This is a genomic window from Yoonia sp., from assembly GCF_030731595.1.
Lineage (GTDB): Bacteria > Pseudomonadota > Alphaproteobacteria > Rhodobacterales > Rhodobacteraceae > Yoonia.
In genome coordinates this window covers 37,947-50,389 of record NZ_JANQTS010000050.1, presented here as the reverse complement: position 1 = coordinate 50,389, position 12,443 = coordinate 37,947, and the positions used below count along the sequence as shown (strand labels likewise).

12 protein-coding genes are annotated in these 12,443 nt (G+C 57.4%); all 12 read right to left on the bottom strand.

Features of this window, described 5'->3' with window-relative positions:
- Positions 1-399 precede the first annotated feature (399 nt).
- Entirely contained in the window at positions 400-1,248 is an 849-nt protein-coding gene (locus NWQ23_RS05085; protein WP_306165169.1) for an ABC transporter permease, read from the bottom strand.
- Positions 1,249-1,251: 3 nt separating this feature from the next.
- Complete coding sequence (locus tag NWQ23_RS05080; protein WP_306165168.1) at positions 1,252-2,493, bottom strand: ABC transporter permease; 1,242 nt, start codon at positions 2,491-2,493, stop codon at positions 1,252-1,254.
- 54 nt (positions 2,494-2,547) lie between these two features.
- Positions 2,548-3,594 (bottom strand): ABC transporter substrate-binding protein, encoded by a 1,047-nt coding sequence (locus NWQ23_RS05075; protein ID WP_306165167.1) that lies wholly within the window; start codon positions 3,592-3,594, stop codon positions 2,548-2,550.
- A 61-nt stretch (positions 3,595-3,655) separates the two neighbouring features.
- Complete coding sequence (locus tag NWQ23_RS05070; protein ID WP_306165166.1) at positions 3,656-4,747, bottom strand: ABC transporter ATP-binding protein; 1,092 nt, start codon at positions 4,745-4,747, stop codon at positions 3,656-3,658.
- Positions 4,748-4,899: 152 nt separating this feature from the next.
- Positions 4,900-5,694 carry a creatininase family protein gene (locus NWQ23_RS05065; RefSeq protein ID WP_306165165.1) on the bottom strand — a complete coding sequence of 265 codons (795 nt, stop codon included), beginning with the start codon at positions 5,692-5,694 and terminating at the stop codon, positions 4,900-4,902.
- Positions 5,691-6,329: an NAD(P)H-dependent oxidoreductase gene (locus NWQ23_RS05060; RefSeq protein WP_306165164.1), complete on the bottom strand. Its 639-nt coding sequence runs from the start codon at positions 6,327-6,329 to the stop codon at positions 5,691-5,693. The genes NWQ23_RS05065 and NWQ23_RS05060 overlap by 4 nt, the downstream gene beginning before the upstream one ends.
- Positions 6,329-6,910, bottom strand: a complete 582-nt coding sequence (locus tag NWQ23_RS05055; protein WP_306165163.1) for an NAD(P)H-dependent oxidoreductase — start codon at positions 6,908-6,910, stop codon at positions 6,329-6,331. Before NWQ23_RS05055 ends, NWQ23_RS05060 begins: the two co-directional genes overlap by 1 nt.
- Positions 6,910-8,316, bottom strand: a complete 1,407-nt coding sequence (locus NWQ23_RS05050) for an FAD-binding oxidoreductase (RefSeq protein WP_306165162.1) — start codon at positions 8,314-8,316, stop codon at positions 6,910-6,912. The genes NWQ23_RS05055 and NWQ23_RS05050 overlap by 1 nt, the downstream gene beginning before the upstream one ends.
- The gene (locus NWQ23_RS05045) at positions 8,313-9,593 is read right to left on the bottom strand and encodes a cytosine deaminase (RefSeq protein ID WP_306165161.1); all 1,281 of its coding nucleotides are present in this window, start codon (positions 9,591-9,593) and stop codon (positions 8,313-8,315) included. Before NWQ23_RS05045 ends, NWQ23_RS05050 begins: the two co-directional genes overlap by 4 nt.
- A complete protein-coding gene (locus tag NWQ23_RS05040) occupies positions 9,590-10,468 on the bottom strand; it encodes an ABC transporter permease (protein ID WP_306165160.1) in 879 nt (292 codons plus the stop codon). The genes NWQ23_RS05045 and NWQ23_RS05040 overlap by 4 nt, the downstream gene beginning before the upstream one ends.
- Complete coding sequence (locus NWQ23_RS05035) at positions 10,468-11,268, bottom strand: ABC transporter ATP-binding protein (protein WP_306165159.1); 801 nt, start codon at positions 11,266-11,268, stop codon at positions 10,468-10,470. The genes NWQ23_RS05040 and NWQ23_RS05035 overlap by 1 nt, the downstream gene beginning before the upstream one ends.
- A 61-nt stretch (positions 11,269-11,329) precedes the next feature.
- Entirely contained in the window at positions 11,330-12,316 is a 987-nt protein-coding gene (locus NWQ23_RS05030) for an ABC transporter substrate-binding protein (protein ID WP_306165158.1), read from the bottom strand.
- Between the last annotated feature and the right edge of the window lie 127 nt (positions 12,317-12,443).

Below are 12,443 nucleotides of genomic sequence, written 5' to 3'. Positions count from 1 at the left end.
GCGAGAGCGGCATCGGATAGTTCCCGCCTTCAACGTTTCTCCAAGTCTAGAGAAGAGTTGCATGGTCAACTTGCTTCAGGCTGCAGAGATACCTTCACAGTCTACGGATACGGTGAAATACCGCAAAAAGAGCGAGGGATTTTCAACCGGGCACGGCGCAAGACATTGGATGTGCAGCCAATAGATCAATGTTCACAGGACTAAGGCTTCCGCGGATGGCCCATGTGATCTTTTCTATCGTCTTCACCCCTAGACCTCTGGGCTTTGGTCTTGCAAAGAACTGCGTCGCTCTTTTGGGATGTCCCGCGCATCCTTGAGGATAAGGTGTAACCCATCTGTTCAGCATCGACACTCCGACACCCAAATTATCAGCCATTTATTTGCGGGTCAGCCTACGGGTCATCCCGTTCCACCCAATCGCACAGATCGGCGGCGCAGAGCCTCTAGGGTGAAAAGCATTGCCGCAGAAAGCACGACCAGAAGCGTTGCTACGGCCAAGATCGTTGGATTGATCTGTTCGCGCAGTCCAGAAAACATCTGACGCGGGATTGTCCGCTGTTCCGGTCCGGCAAGGAACAGCACCAAGACGACTTCGTCAAAGGACGTCACGAATGCGAAGAGCCCGCCGGAAATCACGCCGGGGCGGATCAACGGGATCACCACGTCCCAAAACACTTTTATCGGCGAGGCTCCAAGGCTCAGGCCCGCGACATAGAGCGAACGGTCAAAACCACTCAGGGTCGCGGTGACCGTAATGATGACGAATGGCACGCCAAGGGCGGCGTGAGCGATGATCAGACCGGTGAAGGTGCCGACCAGATTGAACTGCGTGTAGAAAAAGAACATCCCCGCCGCGATAATGATCAACGGGATGATCATTGGCGACAGCAATAGCGCTGTGATCACCCGTTTATAGGGCATCCAGGGGGACGCCAATCCAACAGCGGCCATTGTGCCAAGGATCGTCGCAATCAATGCCGCGGCGATACCCACAACAAAACTGTTGCGGATCGCAATGAGCCATTTCTGATCGTCGACAATCGCTTGATACCAGCGCATCGAATAGGCCTCGGGATCAAGTGACAGCATACCTTCGGTAAAGGTAAAGAATGGCTCTGCGTTGAACGACAAGGGCATGATGACGATGATTGGCAGCATCAAAAAGATCAGCACCACGAATGCGGTGACCCGCAGACCATAGTGACCTGCAATATGCCAGAACGAATAATACTCTGGAAAGCGCTTCATGATCTATCCCAGCTTCAAGTTGTCGGTGCCGACGAAGCGGTCGAACAACCAGTAAAGAACCAAAATCAGCAACAGAAGAAGGGACCCCAAAGCCGCTGCGAGTTCCCAGTTGTTGGACACTTGCATGTGGAAAGCGATGATGTTCGAGATCATTTGCCCATCCGTGCCGCCGACCAAGGCTGGCGTGATGTAATAGCCGATCGAGATGATAAACACCAAGAGCGCTCCCGCAGAAAGGCCCGGCAAACTCATGGGCAGATAGATCTTGGACCATGCCCCGAGTGGCGAGCTTCCCATGGAAATCGCGGCGCGCATAAAGCTGCTGTCGATCCCACGCATCACGGCGTAAAGGGGCAAGACCATGAATGGCAGCAGGATATGCGTCATCGCGAGGATCGTCGAAAATTCGTTGTACAAAAGCTCGAGCGGTTCATCGATGATACCTAGCCATTGCAGGGTTGAATTCACCACGCCACCCGTTTGTAGCAAGGCAATCCAGGCGGTTGTGCGCACCAAAAGCGACGTCCAAAAGGGCAGCAGGACAAACACCATCAGAAAATTTGCCAGACCGCTTGACGCATGTGCCATGAAAAAGGCGAGCGGATAGCCCAAGATGATCGTCAATCCGGTGATGATAAGCGCCATCTTCAGGGTTTTGGTGTAAAGCTGCACGTAAATCTGCGTGTCACGCTGGACGATATTGCCGTCTCTATCGCGTTCAAGGTCAACGGATGTCAGGTAGTAGCTGGCTGAATAGATCGCCCCCGCATCCCGTATGGCCCGCCAAGTTGCAGCTTCGCCCCAACGATCGTCAGCCTCAAGCAGCAAAGCAGCCCCGTTCGTTGCGATGTCGGTATCTTCAACGCGGCGCAGGTCACGCGCCGTAGATTTTGTGACGCTCGACATCCCCGGCAAAGCGCGGTTGATTTCATCGGCAAGCTGACCGGACGTGCGGTCATTCGCCATGCGCTTCATGTCGGTGGCAAATTGAATCAAAACCGCATCATCCGGCACACCTTCGCCAGACCAATCCTCAAGAGCTGTCAAAGTCTCCGGCACGAGGTTTGCAACTGTCGGGTTGTAGATACTGCGGTACAGCATCGTCGTGATCGGTGCGACGAAGGCAAAGATCAGAAAGACCAGCAAAGGCACCACAAAAAGAAACGCTTTCAGGCGCTGCCTGCGCACTTCACGCGCGGCATTGCGCGCGTCCTCAGGGGCAAGAGTTTGGGAGATGTTGGTCATGTGATGCTATTTTCAAGTATTCCCCGCGCCGGATACCGGCGCGGGGAAGGCTGCTTATTGCAGCAGCCATTCGTTGAACTTTTCACCAAGGCTCTCGCCAAAGTCAGCCCAGAAGATACCATCGGCTTTCAGGCCTTGCTCAAGGTGCGCTGTTGGCAGATCTTGCTTGATGCTCTCAGGCAGAAGCGCCTGTGCAGAAAGACGCGTTGGACCATAAGCCACATCTTGCATGCCCGATAGCGGCACAGTGCGCGTTGCAAACTTAATAAAGTCCATGGCCAGATCCAAGTTCTCTGTACCCTTCATGATCGCCCAGACGTCAAGGTCGTAGACATGGCTGTCCCAAACAATCTCAAACGGGGCGCCATCATCTTGGATCGCGGCAAAGATACGGCCGTTGGCAGATTGCACCATAGCGGCGCCACCGTCATTCAGCAGAACGGGGGCTTGCGACCAGCTATCGTACCAAACGATGTTTTCCTTGATGGTGTCGAGCTTGGCAAATGCGCGCGCCTGCCCTTCTTCGGTCGCCAGTGTTTCATAGACGTCCTCTGGCGCCACGCCGTCGGCGATCAGCGCCCATTCCATATTGACCTGTGGACGCTTGCGCAAACCACGGTTGCCTGGAAAGGCTTCGACGTCAAAGAACTCTGCGATCGTCTGCGGACCAGGTCCGTTGGTCGTGTTTGTCGCAAAGACAATGGACCAAACAATATTGCCGACGCCACATTCATTGGCCAAAGCATCGGGGATGAAATCATCCGCAGCCGCAACCCCATCGTCGCCGGCAGGCAGCACGCTTTGGTCGATCACTTCAAGATAGCCTTCCGCGCAGGCACGCTCGAGGTCGATCACTTCGACGTCGACCACGTCCCACAGGATATTGCCAGCTTCGACTTGTGCCTTCATCTCGGCGATGCCACCGCCGTAGTCTTCGAACAGGACATTCACGCCGGTTTCAGCCATGAAAGGCGCGATCATATGTTCCATTTGTGCAGCGCCATAAGCCCCGCCAAATGATGTGACCGTCAGGTCTTGCGCCACAAGCGGGCTGGCAGTCAGCGCCGCGGTCGTGGCCAGTAACGTCAGATGTTTTCTCATCGGTTTCTCCTTGTCATATCCGGGTGATTTGCAGAGCCCCGGTTTGCCCTGAGGTCGCCTTTCACGCTGGAAAGGCGGTGCAATCTTTCGCCAGCGAAAGAAGCTGGGCTTGCGCACCTTCGTCAAATTCAGGTGCGGCTAAATCGTTCAGAACCTTGACGATAATATCCGTACCGTCGGGCAGTTCGAAATAGTAGCGAATGAAATCACCAACGTAGATGCGCGTGTTGAACTTCACCGTCAGGGCGTTGTCATACGCATGGTCTGTGGGATGAATAAACAGTTTCTCCGGACGGATCGAAACGCGGCATGCCGCACCATCCCTGAGCCCCTCTGCCGGACGCGCAGCAATTGTACCCGCGTCCGTTTTCACCTTTGCGAAGCCATCAGCCGTTCGTGTAACTTCACCCGCTATAAAGTTGTTTTCACCGATAAAATCAGCGACAAAAGCATTCACGGGCCGCTCATAAAGCTCGGACGGAGGCGCACATTGCTGCACAACGCCATCGTTGAACACAGCAATGCGGTCAGACATCGACAGGGCCTCGGTCTGGTCGTGGGTGACGTAGATGACAGTGAATCCGATCTGCTTGTGCAGACGCGTGATTTCAAATTGCATCTGTTCGCGCAGGTTCTTGTCCAGCGCACCAAGGGGTTCATCCATCAAGATCAGCGAGGGTTGGAAAATCATCGCACGCGCCAAGGCAACACGTTGCTTTTGACCGCCCGACAGTTGTCCGGGGCGACGATTGCCAAAATCTGACAACTCGACCAGTGCAAGATACTGCGCGACGCGCTCTTTTATTTCGGCCTTCGGCATCTTGCGCACACTCAAAGGGTAGGCGAGATTTTCAGCCACCGTCATATGCGGGAACAAGGCGTAGTTCTGGAAGACCATGCCGATGTTGCGCTTGTTCGGAGCGGTTTTGTTTATCGATTGACCACTGATAGCGATATCGCCTGAGGTGACACTTTCAAATCCGGCAAGCATCATCAGAACTGTCGTTTTACCAGAGCCTGACGGACCGAGAAGGGTAATGAACTCACCCTGCTTCACGTCCATATCAAAGCCCTTTACGACCAGATTCTTTTGGTCATAGCTTTTCTTCACATTGTCGAAACGAAGAAATGTATCTGTTTCAAGGTCCTTCATATCAGCGCGAGCACTCCCCAGTGGCTTCGAACACCTAAACAGTTGATTGATGACTTTACAACACCAGTCGCTCTCGAGCAGTCACAAGAAGGATTTTTGCCGCCCCGTTCCACTGGTCAAGGACTGATGCGGTCCTTGGTTCCTGTCCCACCTCAGGTAAAGGGCGCGTTCACGGGCGCGAAACTCTCCAGTGGGGTCGCTTCGATCTTGCGCAGCAGGCCGATCATATCCGTGACCATTTTATCCGCTGTAGCCGCCCCTTTGTCCGGCGTCGCAAGATGCGCCTCGCCCACCACCCCATGCGGGTTCACATCAGAGGCGATCCAGCCATAGGCCACCGGACCCACCGGCGGGATCAGCGTCGTTTCAGCGGACGACCGGAAATCCTGTGCCGCCGCCATATCCACTGTCTCTGGCCGAAAATGCAGCACGAGCGATGTTTCCACATCCCCGCCGTGAATGCCGAAACCGCGTTCCTGATCCCCGTAAAGGCCCTCTGGCAACCCGTAAGCGCCCCAACCGGTGCGCACCACATACATGCCCGCCCTGACCCGCAGCTCGCGCGCGACAATCGAGATCAGATCGGTATTGCCGCCGTGGCTGTTCACGATCAGCATCTTGCGGATGCCAGCGCGCGCCACCGACAACCCGATCTCGACCCAAGCCTTCAGTGCGGTCTCGGCCGTCAATGTCAGCGTGCCAGCAGCCCAGAGATGTTCGTTGGATTTGCCCACGGTCTGCACCGGTATCAACCGCAAATGCAGATCGTCGGGGCATTGGGATTTGAGCGCGTCCAGCAGACCTTCGTTGATGATCGTATCAGTGCCCACAGGCAGATGCGGCCCGTGTTGTTCAATCGCGGCTGTGGGAAGCACGGCGATGGTGCGCATGGGGTCGATGTCCAGAAACTCGGGGGCGCGGAAGTCTTTCCAGTCGCGGGCTGTCATGATGTGACCTCTGTGTGTTGGGGGGCGGGGCTGGATTTGGTGCCGATCAATTGATCCATTTTGCGCGCGACGCGCGCCAGATGCTTGGCGCGGCTGGCCGCGGTCGAACTGTCCATCAGGAAATGAGCAGCAAACACCTTTTTGGCGCGCGGACGCAGCAGCAGACCCACACCGCGCAGTAGCGTGCGCTTGCCGGGTGCGCCGACAAAGAAGGTCAGCCACCAGCTTGCACCGCAGGTCGTGAAAACGCCCAGTTTGTCGATGTGCAGCAGCCCGGGGCGAATAGTCTCGTTCTGCGCATCAGGCATCATAAAGGCCACATCGGGCAGCATCACTCTGTCCAGCCAGCCCTTGAGCATCGCAGGCAGGCCATACCACCAAGTGGGATAGACAAAGATCAGCGTGTCGCACCATTTGAGGTCGTCGCAATGCTCGGCAACCGGTGCGCGATTTGTCGGCGCGTCCTCGTAGCCGGTCCATTCGTCGGGTGTCAGCACCGGCTGGAAACCCATGGCGTAAAGGTCAATCAGCCGCGTTTCCGCACCCGCCTGCCCCAGTTTTTCCAGCACAAGATCACGGATCGCCGCATTGAAGCTGCCTTCTTTGGGATGGCAATAGACGACGAGCGCACGCATCAGAACACCGCCATTTCCGCGCTCACTTTTTTCAGGAACGTGCCGCGTTGATCGGCTGTCGCGTTGTTCATGTCATGCAAGGCCAGATAGCGGACCTTGCCGGGCTTGGTCACACCCCAGACCGCCCGTTTGATCAGTTTGCGCGGCGGATCACCCGCCAGAAAGGCCCGCATGGGCGTGGCCCCATAGGTCGTTACCGCCGCCAGTTTGCGGATATTGGTCAGGCACCCCTGGACACCACCGTTTTCAAGCTTGAACGATACGCCGGGAATGAACACGCGGTCGAAATAGCCTTTCAGGATTGCCGGATAGCCGAAGTTCCACACCGGAAAAACCAGCACCATCGCGTCAGCGGCGCGCAGCCTGTCCACATAGCCCTGCACGGGGGCGGTGTTGATCTCGGTATTGTGGTAATTGCGTCGTTCCTCTGCGGTCAGCACGGGGCTAAAGCCTTCTGCGTTCAGGTCGCAATCATCCACCTCCCACCCTGCTTTCGTCAGGGCCTGAACCGTCGTTTCATGCAGAGCGGCGCTGAAGCTTTCGGCGCAGGGATGGGCATAGACGACCAGAACGCGTGGCATTATTCGGCGGCCTTTGTCAGTCCGGGCCAGGCATACATGCCGTCATAGCTCCAATCAGGATCATCCCATGCGATCATCTTGCCGGGGTTGAGCAATCCCTTGGGGTCGGCCTCGCGCTTGAATGCCAACTGCCGTTCGTCGGTGGACTGCCGCCCGCCTTCCTCTAGCGTATAGCGGTGCGGGTTGAAGATCATCGCGCCGTTGTCTTCGTGCAGGGCGACAATCTCGTCCAGCCGCGCTTCGGTCGTGTATTTGACAAGGCTCAGCCCGCCCATCGCCACACGCCCCTGCTGGCGGGTGACTTCGACGTGTTGCAAGACCTCGGGCGAGAAGATGCCGCGTATCTTTTCAACCAAGGCAATGGGGTCATCGGCACCATAGCCCACCTGCAAATAGGTGATCGTGGGGTCCACCTTGAGCGCACGCAAAGTCGTGTGGTTCCAGCCGTATTCAAAGGCATGGCCCGGATGGCGCGCCCAATCGTGATCGTCAGACCGATAGATCACCTTTGCATTCGGGAAACCCTTGGTAAAGGTCTCGAACCCGGGCATGGCGTGCGGGGCCACCATCAGAGCGACCATCGCGTCATCCGCATCGACGTAGGGGGCGACGCGCTGGAAATAGTCCTTTGAAATCGGGGCCTCGAAGACGGTGGCAAGCTTGATCAGCAGCCCGTCACAAGCGGCCAGATCGTAACTGTAGTGCAGCGCCTCCTTGAAATCCTTGAAAGTCACGAAAAGGTCGATCCACTCGTAGGCCGGAGCCAGCGGTATCTCGATTTCTGTGATGATGCCGTTGGTGCCATAGGCATGGCTGACGCGGTGCAGATCATCGCCTGTGATCTCGATCACGCGGGGGGTTTGCTCCATCGTCACCACGCGTAGCCGGATGATATTGCCCACGTCACGCAGACTGCCCCAGCGCACGGACCCCACCCCTCCAGAGCCGCCGGCAATGAAGCCGCCAATGGTTGCAGTGGCCCAAGTGGATGAAAACATGCGGATTTCCTGACCGGAGTCTGCCTTGCAGGCCGCGTCGATATCCTTGAGCAGGCAGCCCGGTTCAACAATGACCCGTCCGGGGTGGATTTCCTTGACCGCCGCCATCTTGTGCAGATGCAGGATGCAGCCCCCCGCCAGTGGCATCGCCTGACCGTAATTGCCAGTGCCTGCCCCGCGTGTGGTCACGGGCACGCCAAGGTCATAGCAAGTCTTGAGCACCTCGATCACCTCGGCCTCTGATTTGGGCGAGACCACGAAATCCGCCACAACCCCGTCAAGCCGGTCTTTCAGCACCGGCGAGTACCAGAAAAAATCGCGGCTCTTCGATTTGACCGCAGCAGGGTTTGTCTCAACGTCCAGATGCGAGAGCGCCTCTATGGCGGCGGCGATATGTGGGGCGGTCATGCGGTCCTCATCAATGGGTCAAGTTCGGCGTACTCGGGCAGTGTGGTATCAATCGCCTCGCCTGCACGCAGGACGATGCGGTCAAACTGCGGGCGGGCAAAAAGCTCGGTCCAGTTGCGGGCCTTGCAGATCACAAGATCGGCAGAGGCGCCCGGCCTCAGGCTGGGCGCGTCGAACCCGCAGGCCTTGGCGGGATTTGTGACAAAGGCATGGGTCCAATCGGGATCAGCGTGATCCAGATGCCCGATGCGGGTGGCCTCGCGCATCACCTCGATCATGTCCATGTCGCCATAGGCATAAAAGGGATCGCGGGTATTGTCCGACGAAAAGCTGACATTGATCCCGCGCGCCTTCATTTCATGCACCAGGGTGATCCCGCGATTGCGGGGTGTGCGGCTGGCGTGCCGGTCTTGCAGATAAAGGTTGCACATCGGCAGGCTGACCACGTGCAGGCCCGCGCGGGCGACGAGATCAAGAGTATGCAGCGCCTCGGCCTCTGGCATGGTGGACAGAGAACACAGGTGGCCCACGACGACGGGCTCTGTGAAGCCGATATCAAGGACCTTCTGCGCAAGATCACGCAGGGTATTGACGGTCGGGTCCATCGTTTCATCGACGTGGAAATCCACCGCCAGTCCGCGATCCAGAGCTGCCGCAAAAAAACCGTCGATCTGGGCGGCTAGGTTCGCTGTCGGATAGGTGACCATCCCAAGCACGCCACCTGCGGCGGCCACACGATCTGCGGTGGCGCGGAAATTGGCAGGGTCATCGACATAGTCACATGACATCAGGCAGGCCGCTTGCAGGGCAATCCTGTCAGCCCAGACTGCGCGCATTTCCTCGAAAACGGGCCAGCTGATGCTGTCCTGCGGGGCGTGGCTGTCCAGATGCGTGCGGATCGCCCGCGTGCCATGGGCATAGGCGCTGCGCAAGGAAAACGACATCCGCGCGCGCAGATCATCGGCGCTCCAATTGGCAGGGGCATCGGCGCGGACGGCATTGATCGCCCCGTCAAAGGTCCCGTCCCGATTGGGGTTGCGGGGCGAGATATGGCCTTTGTCCAGATGCGTGTGCATATCGACAAAGGCAGGAAAAACCATCGCCCCGCCCATATCGACGACCTGCGCATCGGAGCGTGCATCGGTGATCTTGCCATCCGCAATGGTCAGGCTGATCTGCGCCAGCGGTTCAGCTACGCCGATCAAACAGCCGGGCACGGTCAACTGGTCCAGCTGCACTGCGCCGGCGTTGGGTAGTGTCATAAAGCCTTGGGTCATTCGCGTTTCACCGCACTTTCATGCCATTTGCGCAAGGCAAGGTGACTGATCAGCGACGTGGTCGCGAAAATCACGACCCCCGTCAGCGCAATCAACAGCAATGCCGCGAACATGCGCGGAATATTCAATCGGTACCCCGCCTCCAGGATACGGAAGGCCAGACCGGACCCGATCCCGCCGGTGCCCGCCACATATTCGGCCACAACCGCACCGATCAGCGCCAGACCGCCCGCAATGCGCAAACCGCCCAGAAAATAGGGCAAAGCGGAAGGCAATTGCAAATAGCGCAACCGCTGCCAGCGGGTTGCCTTGTAGATGGTCATCAGGTCCCGCAAGTTGTGATCCGCAGATTTCAGCCCCAGCGTGGTATTCGCGAGGATCGGAAAAAAGGCCACGATCCAAGCGCAAAGCAGCAATCCCACCAAACGGCTTTCGACATAGATGAAGATCAGCGGCGCAATCGAGACGATGGGCGTGACTTGCAGGATCACCGCAAAAGGCGAGAATGACATCTCGGCAAAGCGGCTTTGCGCAAAGAGTACCGCAAGCCCGACGCCGCCGATGATCGCGACCGCAAGCGCCATGAAGGTGATCTGCAGCGTCACGAGCAAGGACCACCCTAAGGTAACGCGATCCTCGATCAAGGTTTGGACAACAAGCCCCGGACCCGGCAAGATGTAATGCGGGATCTCGTTCCAGACCACGACACGGTCCCACAACCAGATCGTCAACGAGATCACAAAGATCGGCAGCACCCATTTTGCAATCGATTCAATGCGTTGCGCGCGGGCGAACCGCTCTTCTTCGGCGTCGAACATTGGGCCAGCGCCAGATTCGTTCACGGCTTTTCCGGTGGTGTCTTCGACGACGGCCATCAGTGGATCTCCTCGGGTCGGAGGGTGCTTGTCAGCGTATCTGACGTTTCACGGGCGATGCGGGCGTATTCGGGCGATGTGCGCCAATCCAGCCCGCGCGGATAAGGTGCATCAACGACGATCTCTTTCACGATCCGACCGGGACGCGCGGCCATCACAAGAATGCGGTCCGAGAGGAAAACGCTTTCAAAGACCGAATGGGTGACGAAAATAACTGTCGCCCCCATGTTTGCCTTCAACGCCAACAAATCATCGTTCAACTTCTGGCGCGTGATCTCGTCCAGTGCGGCAAAGGGCTCGTCCATCAGGATCAGGCGCGGGTTGGTCACCAGTGCGCGCGCAATGGACACACGCATTTTCATACCCCCCGACAGTTCGCGCGGATAGCTGTTTGCGAACTTCTCAAGACCGACAAGGGCGAGGCTTTCGGCAATCTGGTCCTTGACCGAGGCATAGGACTTACCGCGCAACCGGAACGGCAGGTAGACATTCTGGGCCACGGTCGCCCAAGGCATCAAAGTGGGTTCCTGAAACACAACACCCAGATCATCGCTGCCCTGCCCGCCTTCCCACAGAATACGCCCCAAAGACGGGCGCATCAGGCCGGCGATCAGCCGCAGGGCCGTCGATTTGCCGCAACCCGATGGCCCCAAGAGCGATATGAAATCGCCCTGATTGACCGTCAACGACAGACGGCGCAGCGCGACGATGCCGCCGTTGAACGTCTTGTCCACCTCTTGCAGGCGCAAGACGGGTTCGCGTTGGCCGATGGGCGGAATGGATCGGTCGTGTTTGGTCATGAGGCAGCCTTTGATGGAGGAATCAGGCGGGTGGATCACCCGCCTGAAGGACCGGTATCAACTAGGGGCGCAGATCAAGACCAAGCCCCGCATTGACGAATGCGGTCGTGTAGGATGCGGTGATATCCAGCCCGCCGGAAATCACACCTGCGTCGACCATCTTGCTATAGAAATCCTGCATCCTCGCATCCGTCATCGCACCAATGCCCAGTTCCAGCGTGTCGCCGCTGTCAACGATGCCCTCTTCCTTCATCTTGGAAATGGCAAAGTCGATCTTGTCTTGCGACATGTCGGGATTGTCAGTCAGGATCAGCGCGTCGGCCGCAGCATTGTCGCCATACAGGTAATTGTACCACCCCAGGATAGAGCCTTCGACAAAGCACTTTACAACCTCGGGCTGGGTTTCAACTGTTTCGCGTGTGGCCTGGATCGTCGTCGAATAGGCGCTGAACCCTGCGTCCGCAATCAGCCAAACATCGGGCACCATGCCCGTTTCGCTGGTGATTGCATAGGGTTCGGACGAGAGATAGCCCTGCATTGCGGACTCTTCATTCACCAAGAACGGGGCTGCGTTAAAGGTATAGGGCTGGCGCTGTGCATCATTGAACCCATAGGCCGCTTTCATCCATTCATAATACGTCGCCCCGTCCTGCACGATCATGGTGAGGTCCTTAAGCCCCTCAAAGCTGCTCACTTTGCCCGGATGCGAAATGATGACCTGCGGGTCCTTCTGGAAAGAAGCCATCACGTTGACGATCGGCAGACCCTGCTCGATCCCAAAGAAGGCATCCAGAGTGCCGCCCATGTAAAAATCAAGGCGACCTGCCACCATCAGGGCTTGATTGTTCACCTGAGGACCACCCGGAACGATGGTCACATCAAGACCGCAGGCGGCATAGGTGCCATCTGCGACGGATTGATAGAAGCCACCATGCTCTGCCTGCGCGACCCAGTTGGTCCCGAACGTCACAGCGGTGTTTTGCGCGCTGGCTGTGGTGGCAGCAGCGACTGCACCAATCACAGTCAAAATTGTTTTTTTGTTCAGCATTTTTTTCCCCTCAGAAAACTCTTCTCTTAGCGAATGAAAGAAGCGATGCGTTGGGAAGCCCCATGAAGGTGAACCTTTGCAAACCCTGTTCGATTGCACGTTTCATCAGCAATACGCATGGGCGCCG